The following is a 17,611-nucleotide window of genomic DNA, read 5'->3' as shown; positions in this document are numbered from 1 at the left end:
CCACCGATTACTCAGCAGACTTTTCTTTTTGACTGTCTTCTTCAATTACTTGTAACTTGTCTTTAATGAATCCAGGGACTTTAACTCCCATTTGCGCAAGGTTCTCTATAATAGATAGACCCTCATTAGCTATGTAAAATAAAACAGTTCCAAACACCAAAACGCCATTTAAACTGCAAATTTGATCTATAATATTGGCCAAGATGACAACAACAAAGCTCATGAACTTCCGCACGTATCCAAACCAAGCGTTTCTTGATCTTAATGATTTGTCTTTAACAGCCTTAACTACTCCCGTAAACACATCAATAAAGCTTAGTAGTAGCAGCAAATCAAGATATTTTACACCCCCAAATAAATAGGCTTTTGCGATTTCCAAAGTCTCAATATTCAACACCAATTCAATTCCTTTCATTTAGTTATCACCCCCTTTTAGGGCAAAATAAAAACACCTATTCGCTTACAGGTGCTGTTTCCTTAGTATCGGACTCCTGGTTTACTGTGTCAGTCCCAACAGATCCGTCAGTTTCCCCAGCAGTCCCTTCTGAGGGAGGTGAATCTTTGCTATATTCATCCCCCGTAATCTCCTTGTATTGTTCAGGTGTAATCCGTTTTCCTACAACATCAAATACTTGTTTCTTAGTCCATAACTTCTTTTCATAGAAATACTTGATATCCGAAAACCAGTCAATCATGTTTAACCTCCCATAGCTACCAAATAATATAGATTTGCAACCTTCTCAGCCAGCACTTCAGTTTCACTCGGTTCAGGAGGAAGTGGCTTTAAACTGTCAATGTATTCTTGAGTTGCAGACTCAAACCATTGTTCTTTTTTAACATCAAATTTAGCCCTATAAAATGAAACCGGTTCAACTTTAGTACAGTTTTCCGGAATCACATAATTACCTTCTTCATCCGGCTCAATCGTAATTGGTTTGGTTAAAATGAAATTTTCATCGTATTCATAAACCTGAATCATGCTGTCCCTCCATCCTGTAAGCCCACGACTACATCAAGATAATACCCTCCACCTGCTTTGCTTGAGTCAGCAGGATCTTGGTACTTTATTTTTAAATCTCCAGTATCATAAATGATTAAATTGGCTGTGCCACCTGTTCCACTTAATGGCACAGTATAAACACCCCCACCGAATGGTACGTATTCTACCGGAATTGAGCCGAACATAACTTCTGGTTCAGTTCTGACATGACCCCTTAAAATTAGAAATGCTCCCCATTTTGCGTACATTGGTGTTCGTGTCCCTGCTGTAGCCCCATTCTTTAGCATGATGTTGGCATATGTGACAGCTCCGTTCCATTTCTTACGCTCAGCATCAGAGGTATGTCGGATTTGATTAAAACTATGTGCAGTGAACTGTTGTAACAATTCTTCCATTTTAGCTTTGAAATCTGATGTGAACTGTTGAAGTAGCTCCCCTACTTTATCCTTAAATGACTTATTCACATGAATTTCCTCATCATTCACATGTGTATCAAATTCACTTTTAGGAGCTTGCTGAACGTTATCAACCTTATCAAGTCCGAGCTGTGCAGCAGTAACCTTGTGTGGGTTTGAGGTATCTGAGGTGTGTTTGTCAAAATCCGTTTTCTTTGCTTGAACGTCATTAGTTACGGCTGATAACCCTATTTGTGCTTTTGTTACACCATGTGGGTTTTTCTTGTCATTCAAATGATTATCAAGGTTCGCTTGAACAGCATCTGCCTTTTCTTGAGCACCCTGTTTTGTTTCGATGTTCTCCAAGTCTTCAAACTTCTTCTTTAAATCGTCAAGCGTTTGAATGGTTGAATCATAAATCTCAGTAACCTTTGCTTTCAATGTCTCAAAATCATCAATGTAGTATTCGCCCAATGGTGCAATATCTTGATCCATTAAGCTTTGTGTTACTTCAAAGCCAAACTTATGAGCAGACATAGCTTGTTTGTTGCTATAAACCAGGACTAACTCACATTGAAACAATCCATACATCTTGATTTCATCTTCATCAAGAACATATTCAGCAATTCCATTTACTTTATCAACCAATGTAACGTCCCGTACTCTTTTCTTACCATTGGCAGGAACAAGGATTACTTTCCCTGTCACTGCTGATAATGGTAATGGCGCATCATCTTTACGCAAATTAAAAATCAGCTTTGCTGTTCCAACATCTTGAGTTGAAAACTTGAAAGCTGATCTATACGTACCTTGTGAAACTGTATTAATGTCAAACGTATATGCTGATTTCTTATAAATCGTTATTACCTCCTTATCTAATAAATGCTATTGCTACACCATATCCCTTATTAGAATCATACGGCTGCTTAATTTTCATGACTGTTAATCCCGTGTTGTCATCTGATTTGGATCCTTTGCCATTCTTAGCTATAATCTTATCACCTTCTTGAACAGTATCATCAATACGTACATGTATCTGTCCAATAAGACCAACAATATGCCACTCATCACGCTCCTGTCGTGAAGTGTAGTCTAATTCAGGGTCATAGTCCGGATTTGGCTTAGGAAGGCTTTTCTTTTCAGTTTTTATGTTTCCATCCTTATCTGTGTATTCAACTTCAGTTTCTTCATAGATCAATCCACCGAAATCATTTCTTAGGTATCTGTCATTCCAATAAAACTCAGCGCTACCTAATACAACACCCGCTGTTTCAGAAATAACCCCTAGAATCTCATCACCTTTTAAAGCCTTGCGAATCTTATCTCCTTCAAGGGTTACAAGGTATCCACTCTCAATCTTTTTGCCATCTGTAGATTCAAAATACTCAGCGTAGTCTTTGAAGTTTGAAGCACTTTCAACACGACCAACACCTAAGATATTGCCGTTTTGTGAGTCTATTTCCCATTTAGTATTAGCTGTAGATGCTTTACCTGTTCCATATCCTCCCCTAATGCTATAACTGTTGTTATTCTTAACAGCTTGGGAAGCTACAACCATTCTTGATGAGCCATCACCTTCAGTGTGACAGTTATTTGAGGCAATAACAGCTTGCCTTGATGCTTCTGTTGAAGATCCACCAGAGGACGCAATAACTGCATTACGTGGGCCTTTTGTTTTACAACCACCTGTTGTAGCAATGATAGCACTCGTACTGTCTAATGGGTGCCCTGAAGTGGATGCAGCTCTAAAGCCACCTTTAACATTGTTTGGTACAACAGAATACTTTTCACCGCCAAAAATAGCTGCGTCAGTATATCCGTAGGCTCTGACAAACAACAAATTTGCTTGCGTATTCGGGGATGTGATACCGGTTGTGCCGCCCTTTGTATGTAGGAGAGCATTTGATAAGTTAATATTGTACACACCACCACCAAGAACAACACCGACTGGAGCTGAATCTTGAATCACTAGATTACTAATCATTACATCATCAGTTCTTTGATCTCCACCTACTACGTGTAAATCACAGTCTGCTTTTGCGAACCCTGTTATAGTCATACCATTGACTGTAATCTTACGGCTTTTAAATTGGAAGGACACAATTGGATTGTCTTTATAGTCATAATCAGGATCTCCATAAGCCCTGAAGCCATGAATATCTACCCGTTGATATGCGGACACGTCTAATGCCCTTGGGGTAACACCCTCATACAAGCTATTGAATACAGGCTGAAATGCTGTACAGTCTACTAATGCTACGTCTCTTGCAGTATCACTCCATGGATCCTCTGCTTTGTGATGTCCTATATGCCTCAAATCATAGGAACGTACGTCACGAACAGAAACATGACTGATAATATGGATGTTTCTTGATGCTGGCCATTCTGTATGAGCCTTAACTTCTACACCTCTAATGTTTCCAGATGTAAAGTTCCCCGTTAACCATACATTTTTAGAACCATCATCAACTTCAATCCCATTTGAGTTAGACGATCCCTTATCATGTGCTTCACCTGATGGATTGATACAGTGACAGTTATTAATGAAAATGTATTCGCTATAGTGAGTCGTAATCCCATCGTCACCATAATTGGAAGCTCTACAATTATCTATCCAGACATATTTACATCCTTGTGCTGTGTAATCAGGCTCCTTGGCTGCGTCATGATTATAAGACGGAGCTGTAATATCAAAACCATGTAAGCCCGCATTAATTGAATTACAATTCTTAATCCACAAGTATTTAGTATTGGCAAATGTTACACAGCTTGATTGTATTCCGCCTTGTGCTCTTAATCCGCCTTGTCGGTCTTTATTCCAGTCAAACGTAATCCCCTTTACATAGATACCCTCGTTCCCTGCTTGATGATCTCTATTTGTAAGCAATATTGCTCCAGCTGGGGCATCATCAGGCATTTTGAGATAAGTGATATCTTCTCCTTTACCAATCAAACGACAGTTAGAAGGAACTTCAATTTGACCAACATATGTACCAGGAGAAAAATGGACTTCAACATTTCCTTCACCAATTGCATCTTTAAATGCTTGCGTACAGTCTGTAACACCATCAGGAACAGCCCCAAAATCATCAACATGGACAATTCTATCTAACTTCTTTTTATAATAATTGGCATCATAAACAAATCTCCCTGAAGCTGTAGCAAAAGTCTTTCCATCAATAGCTGAAACCCTCAAATCAATAAGCTCATTTATGTTATGGTTGTCACTATTTAGAATGAGGTTGTCAATTCTTGATGTGTCATACTTCAGTTTATCAGATACAGTAAATGCTCCATAAGCGATTTGGTCGGCTGCATGGGCTCCCCTCGTCTTTGCGTGGACTTTTAAAGCGTTCAAGCTTTGATTAATTCCTATTTCGGTCAATCTGGCATTTTCATCTAATATTGAAAACATTTTTGATGTTGGATTGACTCCATGATTCTTATTTAAATAAACCAATAATTATTTCACCTCTATTTTTGTCCCACAATCAGGATTTTCACTTTTGAATCACTAGGCACTTCAGTTGGTTCTATTAATTTCCCGCTCTGGTAAAAAGTCATGTTAAACTTAGAACCATCTTCGTCATCAATAGATATTGAAACACCTTTTTCCTTTAAAATTGATGAGGGTTCACAGGACACATACGTTACATCATAATCCTCATCAGTATTTAAAGTTAGAAGCTTAGAAGACAACGACAAATAACCTTCACCTGAAATAAGCTCCCATTGACCATTAATGAATTGAATGGTATATGAAAAAGCTTCTCTTTCTGGTGAAGGCGTGTTGTGTATCTGTTCAACCTGTGCTTTAATAACCGATAATTGTGAATCAATATAGTTTTTGTTGTTGTTAATATACCTTTGCTGCTCTTTAAGTCGCTTCTTATCCTCTATTTGCCTGTCTTCCGGATCTTGTTCCCCACCATTGAAAGTAAGTTCTGCGCCTTCAGACAAATCTAAAGGATTGTAACTCATCCCTGTAACACGTATACTGTCCTCAAAAACAATACCGCTTTGAACATCTGCAAAAACTTGAATAGTGTCTCCTTTAATAATTTCATCTTCAATTCCTTCTAAAACAGTGTTAATGTATTCATCATAAGTTAAATTATAGCTTACGTTTGCATATGGATTGACTTTCTTTGCGAGTAATTTTTCCATGTCTTCTTTGTTAGTTATTGTGTCGTCGATTACATCTTCAGCCCAAGAAGGCTTACCTTCAATTAAGTAATCTTTTTCCTCAGGGTGTATGTATACTACAGGAGGGAAAACGTATTTTTCATCATCGTTCTTAAAAGACCTATAAACAGTAATGATATCCCCACGCAACAGGTACATTATTGGATCAGTTTTTTTTGTGTTAGGGTTGGCTGTATCCCTTCCTTTGAATGTGGCTGTAACTTTATAGTCTTTACTGTCCAAACCTCGGATAATATCAAATTCTTGTTCTGTTGGGTTGGCATCTTTTTTATAAACAGAAATCGTTTTAGTTATGTCCCCTATTTTGAACTCCCATTTACCTCCCATTTTAGAAACAAGAGTTCTAAATTTAAATCCTGTACCATTAAACGAAAATGTAAACGTAGCTCCTTTTTTCTTGGTGTAGTCTCCTTTTAAGGAATCGTCATACTCCCAGCTACCAGTTTTAGAGCTATATGTTATTGATTGATCACCTAAGATATCTTTATCTTCCTTCAATTTCCCAAACCCTTTAACCCTGGTTGTTGTATCATCTTCATTTACTGTGAATTGAAAGGTTTTCATATTGGAAGCTGAATCAAATTTTTTATTAATCACCCTGCCCATTTTTTTGTAGACATAGATAGTCGTGTTATCAGCATCTATTTCAATTCCATATGTGTTTATGATGTCATCCATGAGTTCAAGTGAAGATTTAGAACCGAAATTCTCAAGTTTTTGGGAAGCAATATCCTTTGCATCATCCATTAAAATAAATTTGAATCCACTATCCTTTAAAGCGAAAGATAGAGCTTCATTTAGACTCTTTTTCCCTTGTATTGTACTTGCGATACGGTTCTTTCTTAAACGAAAAACATAGATATGAGTAGCTGTGACTTCTTTGGTGTATACATCACCTTCCACCTTAGGAGTTACACTATTGATAAAATAGCGCTGAGATTTATGTTTTACTTCGTCTACAACAATGAAGTTCCTCCCAACCAAGGCGTTGAACGGTATCAAATTGTTTTCATCTTGTTCAATTGTAAAGGAGATATCCTTTTTACCGTTAATGTCATCATTGAGTTTGGGATCAACATAACAAATTTCATATGATTTGTTTGTCAACCTGTCCAAGACAAACATTTGATTTATCTTGATCACCTCCTAAAGGTAATAAAAATGTGTTATGAATCTAATATCAGAATATGAAGCGTTCTTAATCGTGAAGACATTTCTTCCGGGCTCCAACGGAGGGAACCTCCCATTCTTGGTAGTAACTATAGTCGATCCATTTAAAACGTAATGTTCAAAAAGACTTAATTTATTTTTTTTGGATTGACTGCCTACAAGGGTTACACTTGTTCCATTTGTTTCATTAGCAATAATAATGTCTTTACCTTCTAAATACATTTCAACGTTGTATTTAAAATTCATTGGATCTAATGTCTCGTCTCCAAGGTTATAGACAATGAATTTGTTTTTATTCTTAAATTTATAGATTGGATCATCAACAAGTTCAACATTCATCCCAATATCCCAATGCTTATCAATTAAATTTATGTTTTGAGAAGTATTGTAAAGTGATTCTGAGAGACCTTGAATTGCCGTTAGTGTGATATCTACTGTTGCCCAAGGTTTATCCTCTTCCTGAACAACTGAAAACGTATCATCACATACAACCAACCATCTTTTATTTGGCTCGTAAGTGTGCCCTACATAATAGGGATCTTTTCTTTTAAATAATCTGAACAAATCTCCCCTCAACAGGTAAAATTGTTCTGAATTACTTACTGAGATATTTAATCTCACAGTTATCTTTCGTTCTTTGAATCTTCCTCTGTTGTTTTTCTTCGGCGTAATAATACCATTACGGAGAGGATGAGTCTTTGTTTTCCTTTCAAAGTCAGCTGATTCAGGTCTAAATGAGCTAAGTGAGACACCTCCAAGGCGCTCACTTAAAAACTTCTCATCTATAATAAGATCATATTCTTCCATCAATTCACCCCTGCTAACAGTGCTTTTCTTCCATATCGTTTATTTGACCTTTGATCCATTTTCTTACCAATGGATTGTTCAAAATCAATCGCAACATTTATCCCCTCTTTAATAGAGTTATAAATACCTTTAAGGTAATTGATTTGTTGTTTAAGTTGATTTATCTGAACATCTTGTCTGCTTGTTATTGATTCAATCGAAGGTATACGGGGAGTATTAGAGGACGTATCTAGGCCTAAATCTTTACCTGCTTGTGCCCAGATTCCAATGTTTCGCTCTCTATATTTCGGATCGCTTGTAATTATGTGTTCATCGTAACCACGTTCATTTAACATCGCCAACTTAGAACCGCCTGTTCCGGGTGAAGTTCCTCCTGATTCATATCCAACGTAACCTCCACCCTTGGCCATTGATTTAAGTCCAGGATGATTCATAATTCCGCCATATCTACTGTTGGTATAGTTAATTGCGGCAAGCACTTGGTGAACAGGATTCTTAATGTTTCCATATCCAGGCTCTTTATGAGCATTAAAGGTACTTGGGATGAATTGCATTAACCCTTGTGACGGGTGTCCGGCTTTGGCGTTGCTGTCCCATAAGTTAATTGAATTAGGGTTGCCGCCTGATTCTTGCATTGCTATCGTTTCTAAAGCACCTGCAAATTGAGAACCTAATCCTTTGATTTTCAATGCTTCAGCTACCCATTTCTTAACTGCAGCTGTACCACCACCACCTAAAAATGTCCCGACTGTATCCATTAAACTGTCTATACCTGTTTTAGCTAGACCGCCTATTGCTTTTAATGGACTGCCGCTTATTTTTGTAAACCAATCAGGAACAATACTGTCTGCAATACCAAACATTCCGGCTGCCTTATCCCATAGAAAACCAGCGCCTTTCATAATCCAGTCAAAATATTGCCCTATCCCACCTTCATACCCAGGGAAACCATGGCTTTTTAGAAGTCGCTCTGTTTGTTTATTCGGTAGGACTGAAGTACCTGGGTTTAAGTTACGGAGCTCTGATCCTTTATTCCCTGATAGATATGTACCGACACCTGGTTCATGAATGAGCTCTCGCCCTTTCTCACCAACAATCGCTAAACCCCCAGAGTGACCCCTATTTGATGTACCACGAGCATAAGCACCCTTTTGAGCACCGCCTAATGAACGACCGGCTGTTTTAGGTGCTGATTTCTTAGACTCTTTTGGCTTTTCGGATTTATCTTCGCCAGAGAAAATTCCTTTAATCCAGCTCCATGCCGATCCAACCTTATCCATCATCATGTCCCAACCGTTTTTAACATCCCCAGTTTCCTCATCAATTTCATTAGCATGTTCTCCAGCTTGTGCTTTAGCTTCTTTAACTACTTTCTTATGCATATCTTTAGCGGCCTTAACAGAGCCGTCACGTTGCTTCTTAGCTTCCTTGATCATCTTATCTGCCTGTTCTTTGCTTATTGATCCAGTCTCATCTCGCTCTCGGATAATGGCAGCGACAGTTTTATCATATTTCTTTTCAGCTTCTTTAACGGATCCATCACGGGCTTTAATACTATTTTTGATAGTATCTGCAGCTTGACGAGCTGTGATATTAGATGATTCATTTTTCAATTTACCAAGAATGGCTTTTTGTTCAACTTCACTCTTACTCATCGTTTTAACAGCAGTTGTCATCATTTTGTTTTGAATAGAATTAATTTTCACTTGTTCAGCCTTAGTTAATGATCGTTTTTCATTGCTTGCCTTATTTAAAATTGACTGAATTTGCTTTTGGTTTTTATCTACTTCTTTTGTCTGCTGACTTTGCTTTTGTTTAACATTGTTTAGGATTGACTCTTGTTCTTTTTTACTCAATGATTTACTGGATGCCAAAAACGTTCCCAAAGCTTTATAGCTTTGATCTCCTTTAGTTTTAATGCTTGTTTTGATTTTGTCTCCCATTTGATCAAAGTTTTTCGTGATATTGTCAGCTGCTTCCTTGGATACTTTTTGACCTGACCAATTCAACTGATTTAATTGTTCCGTGGCTTTATCGTTTAGATTTTTGTATGCAAGAACAGACTTTGTTGTGGATTCAGATACCTTATTACCGAAACTGTCCAGCGTAGGTATAGTGTCTTTTTGCATATGTTCATTGAGCTTTATACCAGCTTCAGTTAATAATGTAACACCAGTTATCGCTAAACCAACAGGGCCACCTAATGCACCAAAACCAAGCCTTAATAAACTAGCTCCTCTTGCAACTCCACCTAAACCACTTACTAGCCCTAGTGCTTTTCCTCCTAATCCACCAAATTTTCCGGCTGTTTGTGCAGCTTCTCCTGCCAGTCCTGATGCTGCTTGAGTAGCAGTTTTTGCTTTTCCACCAAATCCAGTAAGATGAGTAGCGGACTTTTTCGCGTTTTCTCCAAAACCAAATAAGCTTTTACCGCCCTGAATAATTTCGGGTAAAAACGTTGTTGCTATACCTAAGACAGCTCCCCACTTACCGCCAAAAATAGTCATTGCTCCACCAGCTAAAAGTGAAGCACCTCTTAATTTCCCCATGCCTTTTGTGGCGCCATTGATTCGGGCATTTGCTCTTTCAACTCTGGATCCAGTTACAGTTGCAGCAGTTCCCAAGGCAGTCATTGAAGCGCTGGTAGTTGCTGATTGAGCACGATAACGCCCCATAGCAGCAATACCATTACTCATAGCGCCTGTAATGCTTCCTACCCCTCTTATCACTGCACCCAACGCAATTGTAAGAGGAGGAACGACAGCTGCTAACCCAGCAATGGCTATAACACTATTACGGCCAGCAGGAGATAGCCCATTCATCCAGTCGGTAAATTTATGAACTGCATCTGACGCAACTTTAAAGCCTGGTTCAATTGTATCCAACATAACTTCGCCTAATGGAACCAAGGATGCTTGGAGCTCCCTAAAATCTTTGGCGGCACGATCACTCAAGCTACTTTTTAATGCTTTACCTGCCTTGTCTGTAGCACCTTCCACATTATTAAAGCTGTCAGTAACCTTAGCTAATGCAGATACACCTTTTTGTCCCAAGTCTTCAAATTGAGTTCCCATGATGGCTTGACCAAGCGTGTATGCCTTACTTTTGTTAGACATGCTATCAATATCTTTCATAATAGACGTAAATACTTCGTCTCCGCCTTTACCCGTCTTCTTAAATTCTTTGTAAAGGTTTTGAGTATGCTTGGACAAAGATTTCATTGCATCACCAGCAGAACCGTCAGATAAACGTATGTTCATTTCTTTAACTAAGTCACCGACTTTATCTAACTGAAATGCACCTGTTTCTGCTCCTGCTTGAAAGATTGAGAACATTTTATTAACTGAGAAATCCGCTGCGGCAAATTGATTTGAATATTCATTAATTGAGTCTAGGAACTCATCAGAATAATTCAACCCCCGTTGAAAACCTGTTGTAATAAAATCCATTGATTTGTCTACAGATAAGTTGTCAAAAGAGTTCTGCATTGAATTGATAGCCTTTGTGATGTCATTTCCTTCTTCATCAAAAGTCTCGGAAATCACCATCGTATTTTTGGCAACCTCTTTTGTTGTCTCAACTGAAGCCTTTTTTAAGGATTCAATATTATGTCTAACGTTTACAATTGCTGTTTCAGCATCATGCGTACTTTCTCCAAAACCTTGTGTCCAAATATTATTTGCAGCTTTCGAAACTTCCTTAGCTTCTTCACTTGTTAGCCCTAAAGCTGCTTGTATTCTCCCTGTAGATTTTTCAACATCACTTGCAGTTTTTATAGCTACTGCCCCAAGTGTTGTTAAAGGTGCTGTTAATCCAACAGAAGCTACCTTACCAACCTTACTTAAATTATCCCCAAGTTTATTTGCACTGTCTGAAAAATCACTTAGTGCTGCGGAAGTTTTCTTCCATTGAGATTGTTGATATTGTAATTCAGCAGTTGTGTCCTTTAACTGTCTTCCTAACTTGTTATAACGTGCTTGTGCAGTATTTAAAGCAGCTGCAGCTCGTAACGTTTCTTCTGAATGCTCACCTTGCGTTTTTACTAATTCATCGTATCTTGCACGCAATTGTTGAACTTTTTGCCCCTGAAGCTGATACATCTTTCCCAGGTTTTCTTGCTTAGCTTTAAGCCCATCTAATGAGTTGCCAAAATCAGCAGTCTGGGAAGCAGTAAGCGTTAATTCACTTCTTACTGCAGCCATAGCTGCATTGATACCTTTTGCTCCTTGGATAACACCTGTACCATCCATACCGACTGTAGCTACGAAACTTACTAATTCCTCTCTGTTTGCCACGCTTCCACCTCCCTAGAATACTTGATCAATCGGCACCTTTTTAACACTCTTCCATTTCTTTTTCCTTTGTTCAACTGGATCATTTTTCTTGTCTAAAAACTCAATGTAATCATATAGGAATTTGTAGTCCATTCTATGTAAACCTTCAATAGTTGATCCTTTACTCTCTACAAGAAGATCAGTAATTTCAAGCACTTGTTCTATTTGTTCATCAATGGTTAATTGTTTTGGTTTGTTTCCATTGCCTTTGCTATCAACTTTCCCAATTCATCAGCCTGCTTTGATTCCATTTCTTTAATTTCCTCACGTGTTGGATGATTTAATAGTCCAACATAAATAATGTCATAAAAAGTGTCTTTTGCTGTTAGAGCATTAAACCCTTTCTTTAATTCATCTTTTGTAAACTGCTTATCAAATGCCGCTGTGATGAGGGAAAAACGTTTATCAAGTAATTTGTCCATTTCTTCAACGTCATTAGCGTTTACCGTCGCAGCATACTTTTCTAATTCTAAGGCTTTTTTATGCAAAGTCAGTGGTACAAAATCCTGTGTAAATTCTTTATCTTCACCATTAATTCTCAATTTAATTTCAATCATCAAGTTTCCTCCTAATTAAAGAAGGCACCTCTATAAAAAGGTGCCATGAATATTTATTCTTGTGGTTCAATTATGTCTTCAGTTTTATCGAGTGAAGGGGCTTCAATTGCCCCTGTATCAGGGAGTAGTAGTCTTTTCATCTAATTTTTCCAGATCAAATACTTGATCAAAGAAAATTGGTGCAAATTGTGTAGCAAAATCTGCATCATCTGAGTCACCAACAATTTTAAATACTTTGTCATGCTTTCTGTTGACAAACGTACCTTCGATGTCAACTTCTTGGAATTCGGCTTTATCATTTCCTGTTTTCCATTCATCAGATGGTACAGTAAACTTCCCTTTAGTTAACCATACAAGACGCTCATTCCCATTTTCCTTGGTTCCTTTAAATCCAATAGCAACATATGGAGAGATAGCATTTGCTTTGTAAGCAATCACTCCTTTTTTCAATTCAAGCCCTAAAATATCTGCTAACACATCCTGTGGAATCGCAGTGGTACCCATTGTCACCTTAGTATCCCCTGTTTTTTGTTGAACAGCATGAGTTCCATTATCTGCCCATTGTGTAGCAATATCCACTGAGGTATCAACCTTAATATTTTGAAACGGACAAAATGGTTTCACTTCACCATATGTTGGTTTTGCTGATTTTTCATCTGTGATAAGTTTTGCATAAACTAAATCTTCTGCGCCTACAATTGAACTTGTAGTATATGTAGTGTTTGTAGCCATTATTTTTCCTCCTGCAATTTTACTTTTGCTATGTAAGTCATCGCTTTGCGATAAGCGCCTGTGTTTTCCTCATAAAAAGGAGTCACCCCTGTTCGTTTGAACTTGAGTGACTTCATTAATTCATCTATTGCTGTTTGAATAGATGCAATATCGTCCAATGTCCAAAAATCAACTTGCATACTAATATCACTAGCTATAGCTTTATTATCTGTGTAATCGTCATTTATGTTATTTAACTCACAAACTCTTATGTATGGATAAGACATAGGATTTCCTTCTGAATCTTCATCAGGAACAGTCTGCCTATAAATCCTGCCTCCTACTAAATCAGTAACAGCTTTGTCACTCTCAAGTGCCGACATCACTATTACTTCCATATCAATCATAGCCCCAGCCCCTTCAATAATTCTTGCCGCATTGCTTCTCTGATTTCCCCTTTAGCTTTTTCCATGGATCTCGACATAAAGGGGTTAGGCGGTTGTTTGGATGTGCCTTTTTCAATAAACTTGGCTCTCCAGTTAGTGTCTTTACCTGGAGCAATAGCAACTTGACGTTTTCCGCCTACCACCTCTACATCAAATACTTCGATATCATCCCTTATGTGCATGTGATTAATATCAGATACAGGAACTTCACTTTTCATTGATTTCTTTGCGACGTTCCCACCAGCGAGTAAGACATTTTCCTCTACACTGTCGTACCTGTATCCAATTTCTTTTATCTTTTTCTCAATGTCCATATCACCTTCAATTCGTAAGAATGCACTCATTAGATCACTTCCTTGCATTGAAGCATGATACTTTTCTTAGTTTTCAGATCAGGCTTTACTAATTCAATTGTGTACATAATGCCTTCAAACTCAACTTCATATCCACTTTTGATTTCGACATTTCTTATGTAAGGTATCTTAAAAAGAGTTGCATACTCCAAATGAGCAGCGGCCGCTTGGAAGAACATTTTAGCTGAGGTATCAATAACTTCAGCCCATGTTTTCGTTAGGAACTCTGTGATTTTTGTTGGCAGTTTTGTCTTTGGATCTTTTTGATTTAGAACTTTATAAATAGATATTCTTGTATTAAACGTCGCTGGATTCATCTTCTTCACCACCACAAATTGCAGATTGAATAATTAAGGGGGTTATTGATGCTAACGCTTGCCCCATACTTTTTTCAGTCACTCTATATTCTGCAAAAATGCCAGCCACAAGGATGGTTAGATACTCATCCCCGTGACCATCAGCGTTTTTTGTGTATTTTTCAGCTGCATTTAAATAAAACGAAAGAAGATCATCCTCGTCTTCATGTTCAATTTTAAGATGTCGCTTTAATTTATCCAGCAGCCTGTGCATCAGCGTTCAACTCCATTTTGTAAACGGAAGGTTCAAATGGAGAATAAACAAGTTGACCATCATTTAGATTCCAGATTTTAAATCCGATGTGGTTTGTATCTGAATATTTTTCAACTAGTTTAGTAATTTCCATTGTGCCAATAACATCTTGAATGTGGAAATCAGAGAAATCACCAAAATACAAACGTGAAACATCAGGAGTATCACCGTCTACATAATCAGAAACCTCCACAGGGAATCCAATTAAACGATAACCAAACCCATTTTCAATACCTTGATCTGTACGGAGTAGAGGGAATCCATCTGGAGTTTTCAATGTTTCAATATCTGTTAATGCTGCACGGTTAATCAACCAGCGGGCATTCTTAAGCTTCTCAGTCGGTACTGTATTTTTGATCTTGACAAATTTATTGTACATGTCAGTTTCAGTTGTTTTGAAATCAACTGCTTTATTTATTAATGATCCTGGATTGTCAGTTGCGCTAAACATAAACTCTGCTTCTTTACGAACATACATCTTCTTAAGTTCATCAATAACAACTTTTTCAACAGGCATATCTGTCATTTGAAGGAGCTTCTTGGTAACAATAATTAGAGCGTCTGTTTCGGAAGGGTTTAGGTAAACCTCATCAAAGCCAATATCTGATTCCGGAATTGGATTATCAAGCTTACGTTCATCTTTATGTCTAGAAGCTGTCCCTTTCTTAACAAGGATTGGGAAACCTTGACGACCTTTTGTAGTATGAGTAGTTCCTAATCTCCGTAACGGATTTTCTTGTTGTGCATATGTAATGATCTCTTTAGCAAGAAACTCTGGAACTAAGATGTTACCAGCACCATTTTCAATTCCTAGTGCACGGGCTTCGGCTGGACTAATTCTATCCAGTAATAGGTTTGCAAATGCTTTACGCTGTTCTTGTTCTTTAACACTTTTACGCTTTTCTGTTGTTAAACCCTTCATAATATTACCAACCATAGCATCACGTTTTTCTCCTGATAAAACACCGCTACGTTGTTCTTCATCTCCCTTACTTTTTTGTTCTTGTTGTTCAGATTGCTCAGTTTCTTCTTTACCTTCATCTTTTTGTTCATCATCACCAGTTAGTTTATCTAACTCAGCTTTAACACTTTGCAATTCGGCAGTTAAATCTTCAATTTCTTTCTCTAGAGCTTCAACAGCTGATTCTTCAACCTTGTCTCCTTCTAAATCTGAACGAATTTCCTGCATTCTTGCTTCAATTGTTTCTTTTCGTCTTTTTAGGATTTCTGTTAATTTCATTAATTTGTTGCCTCCTGTATTGTTTGGATTAATTTTTGTTTTTTCTTTCGTAGTTCATGATCTTTCTTAGCTTTTTGATAAATTTCTTCCCCTGAACGGAGGTGTGCTTCAGTATCTTCATAAGCTGGGATTGCTACAACGCTAATTTCAAATAGTTCAACTTCCTTTATAGTCCTTACGTTTGGTTGGGATTCGTAATCCCACTCCTCGCTAACAATATTGAAGCCAAAACTACATTGATTGATATCACCCCTCTCCATACTCTTTTTCAAATCCGAAACCCATTGAGTATCTGGAGGTGTCACTGTAAATTTAAGACCTTTTTCATCTTCTTCAAGTGATAAAGTCCCGCTCCTAGTACGTCCAAGAACGTAGTCCCAGTTATGATTAAACAACGCTCTGACATCTGATTGATTAGACAAAGCTTTTGAAAACGCTCCAGGAGCTATAACCTCAGTAAAATAACCCCCGATATCTGCAGGGCTATTAAAAACAGCCCCATAACCAGTAATCTGTGGGGCTGTTTCTCCTTCATTATTTTGTTGTCTTATTTCCAGCCCATTAATTTGAAAGGTTCTCTGTTCCTTCTTCAGAATTTTCACCTCCTTCCAAGGCTGATTCAGTTACTTTTTCTAACTTGTCAAGTCCGATTAAATCTTTACTTATGTAAAGCTTACTTGACTCTTCAGTTCCTAATCGTTCGAATCCAATCATTTCCCTCGAATCATCAGGAGTAGCAATTGAAGTTCGAACTAAATTGTAAGCAATATCAGTTTTCTGCTTCATTCCAACGTAATCAAGCAAGTTATGCTTAAATTTCACTTTCAAATTGCTGTCTTTACCGAACAAAAGTATGCTTAAGTGTTCCTCAAAGTTTTTAAATATCGGTTTTAGGCAACTATTAAATAATTTCATCATTGCTTGTTCCATATCTTTTTGTTCCAGCTTGTCCAACAAATCAATATCAAGTCCAAAGTATTTGCCCAAGTCCTTTTTATAGACGTTTAGATATTTTAAAATCTTTTCATCATCAACCGGAGACTCTAATGCTTGAATGTCATACCCTTTTCCAAGTGGAATCAACTTTGTTTTATTCGATGTAGGGATCTCTTCTAATTGGTTAAGAATAGCTTTAACTGTTTTATTCTGCATGGTATTTGTTGGAGTTAAATGAGCATCTAATTTAAGCAAAAATGCAATTAGACCGCCCTTCTTATACTTTTCAGTTAATGCACCTTCAGCATTCATTACACCTTCAAGTGTTTCTTTAGCTAATTCAAGAAGACCAACCCCATTAAGATGATTCAACCCAATATTTTTAATGTGACGAATCATGTAATTTGGGATTATTGAACCTGAATATGAAAAACATTCTGTTCCTGCTGCTGTTAATTCATATTGTGTGCCTTCCAGTATATGAAGTTGGTTTTTTTGGTCATCATAGAATGGAAATACGTCTCCTCTAAGTAAATACACATTGGTCAGAAGCTTTTTAAATTCAAATCCCGTTAAATAGTCGTTAGGATTATTAAGAGCTATTAGAGCCTTTTGACTTCTCCAATCGTTCACCGGCTTACCTGTATACTTATCCTCAACAATAAAGTCTGTCATGGCAATTTGATCACTAATTAATTTCATTAGGTTATAGGTATCTGATGACTTTAAAATGTTGTCATCGTTAAGAAAATGCCCGTAGGTGAAGTAACTGCTTCCTTGTATATCGAAGCTACGTTTATTGCTAATTTTATTTAGAAAATTTCTTATTAAACCCACTAATTCACCT

At 37.5% G+C, this 17,611-nt stretch carries 17 protein-coding genes; all 17 read right to left on the bottom strand.

All coding sequences use genetic code 11. The features are described from left to right. Positions 1-7: 7 nt before the first annotated feature. The 17 genes from AUL54_RS01130 to AUL54_RS01050 all read right to left on the bottom strand — a co-directional run bounded on the left by AUL54_RS01130 (position 8) and on the right by AUL54_RS01050 (position 17,601). Positions 8-415, bottom strand: a complete 408-nt coding sequence (locus tag AUL54_RS01130) for a phage holin family protein (RefSeq protein WP_014305660.1) — start codon at positions 413-415, stop codon at positions 8-10. 37 nt (positions 416-452) lie between these two features. Then, entirely contained in the window at positions 453-695 is a 243-nt protein-coding gene (locus AUL54_RS01125; RefSeq protein ID WP_060962602.1) for an XkdX family protein, read from the bottom strand. A 2-nt stretch (positions 696-697) separates the two neighbouring features. After that, positions 698-979, bottom strand: a complete 282-nt coding sequence (locus AUL54_RS01120; RefSeq protein ID WP_014305662.1) for a hypothetical protein — start codon at positions 977-979, stop codon at positions 698-700. Next, positions 976-2,259: a BppU family phage baseplate upper protein gene (locus tag AUL54_RS01115; protein WP_158509240.1), complete on the bottom strand. Its 1,284-nt coding sequence runs from the start codon at positions 2,257-2,259 to the stop codon at positions 976-978. The genes AUL54_RS01120 and AUL54_RS01115 overlap by 4 nt, the downstream gene beginning before the upstream one ends. Before the next feature lie 7 nt (positions 2,260-2,266). Continuing rightward, positions 2,267-4,855 carry a peptidase G2 autoproteolytic cleavage domain-containing protein gene (locus tag AUL54_RS01110; protein WP_060962600.1) on the bottom strand — a complete coding sequence of 863 codons (2,589 nt, stop codon included), beginning with the start codon at positions 4,853-4,855 and terminating at the stop codon, positions 2,267-2,269. A gap of 14 nt (positions 4,856-4,869) precedes the next feature. Further along, positions 4,870-6,726 (bottom strand): phage tail protein, encoded by a 1,857-nt coding sequence (locus AUL54_RS01105; protein WP_235588393.1) that lies wholly within the window; start codon positions 6,724-6,726, stop codon positions 4,870-4,872. A 21-nt stretch (positions 6,727-6,747) separates the two neighbouring features. After that, a complete protein-coding gene (locus AUL54_RS01100; RefSeq protein WP_060962599.1) occupies positions 6,748-7,578 on the bottom strand; it encodes a phage tail domain-containing protein in 831 nt (276 codons plus the stop codon). Next, positions 7,578-11,873: a transglycosylase SLT domain-containing protein gene (locus tag AUL54_RS01095; protein WP_060962598.1), complete on the bottom strand. Its 4,296-nt coding sequence runs from the start codon at positions 11,871-11,873 to the stop codon at positions 7,578-7,580. Before AUL54_RS01095 ends, AUL54_RS01100 begins: the two co-directional genes overlap by 1 nt. A 218-nt stretch (positions 11,874-12,091) precedes the next feature. Next, on the bottom strand, positions 12,092-12,469 hold the full coding sequence (gpG, locus tag AUL54_RS01090; RefSeq protein WP_022553671.1) for a phage tail assembly chaperone G: 378 nt from the start codon (positions 12,467-12,469) through the stop codon (positions 12,092-12,094). A gap of 117 nt (positions 12,470-12,586) precedes the next feature. After that, on the bottom strand, positions 12,587-13,201 hold the full coding sequence (locus AUL54_RS01085; protein ID WP_060962597.1) for a major tail protein: 615 nt from the start codon (positions 13,199-13,201) through the stop codon (positions 12,587-12,589). Further along, positions 13,201-13,587: a tail completion protein gp17 gene (gene gp17 / locus AUL54_RS01080; protein ID WP_060962596.1), complete on the bottom strand. Its 387-nt coding sequence runs from the start codon at positions 13,585-13,587 to the stop codon at positions 13,201-13,203. The genes AUL54_RS01085 and gp17 overlap by 1 nt, the downstream gene beginning before the upstream one ends. After that, positions 13,584-13,970, bottom strand: coding sequence for an HK97-gp10 family putative phage morphogenesis protein (locus tag AUL54_RS01075; RefSeq protein ID WP_060962595.1), 387 nt, complete (start codon positions 13,968-13,970; stop codon positions 13,584-13,586). Before AUL54_RS01075 ends, gp17 begins: the two co-directional genes overlap by 4 nt. Beyond that, positions 13,970-14,296, bottom strand: a complete 327-nt coding sequence (locus tag AUL54_RS01070) for a phage head closure protein (RefSeq protein WP_060962594.1) — start codon at positions 14,294-14,296, stop codon at positions 13,970-13,972. Before AUL54_RS01070 ends, AUL54_RS01075 begins: the two co-directional genes overlap by 1 nt. Then, positions 14,277-14,549 carry a head-tail connector protein gene (locus AUL54_RS01065; protein ID WP_041482598.1) on the bottom strand — a complete coding sequence of 91 codons (273 nt, stop codon included), beginning with the start codon at positions 14,547-14,549 and terminating at the stop codon, positions 14,277-14,279. Before AUL54_RS01065 ends, AUL54_RS01070 begins: the two co-directional genes overlap by 20 nt. Beyond that, positions 14,530-15,828 (bottom strand): phage major capsid protein, encoded by a 1,299-nt coding sequence (locus tag AUL54_RS01060; RefSeq protein ID WP_060962593.1) that lies wholly within the window; start codon positions 15,826-15,828, stop codon positions 14,530-14,532. The genes AUL54_RS01065 and AUL54_RS01060 overlap by 20 nt, the downstream gene beginning before the upstream one ends. After that, positions 15,828-16,430, bottom strand: a complete 603-nt coding sequence (locus AUL54_RS01055; protein ID WP_060962592.1) for an HK97 family phage prohead protease — start codon at positions 16,428-16,430, stop codon at positions 15,828-15,830. Before AUL54_RS01055 ends, AUL54_RS01060 begins: the two co-directional genes overlap by 1 nt. Next, positions 16,390-17,601: a phage portal protein gene (locus AUL54_RS01050; RefSeq protein ID WP_060962591.1), complete on the bottom strand. Its 1,212-nt coding sequence runs from the start codon at positions 17,599-17,601 to the stop codon at positions 16,390-16,392. Before AUL54_RS01050 ends, AUL54_RS01055 begins: the two co-directional genes overlap by 41 nt. Positions 17,602-17,611: the final 10 nt, after the last annotated feature.

This window comes from Bacillus sp. SDLI1 (assembly GCF_001553895.1).
Classification (GTDB): domain Bacteria; phylum Bacillota; class Bacilli; order Bacillales; family Bacillaceae; genus Bacillus; species Bacillus siamensis.
The sequence above is the reverse complement of the archived record's forward strand: the minus strand, read 5'-3'. Positions and strand labels throughout refer to the sequence as shown.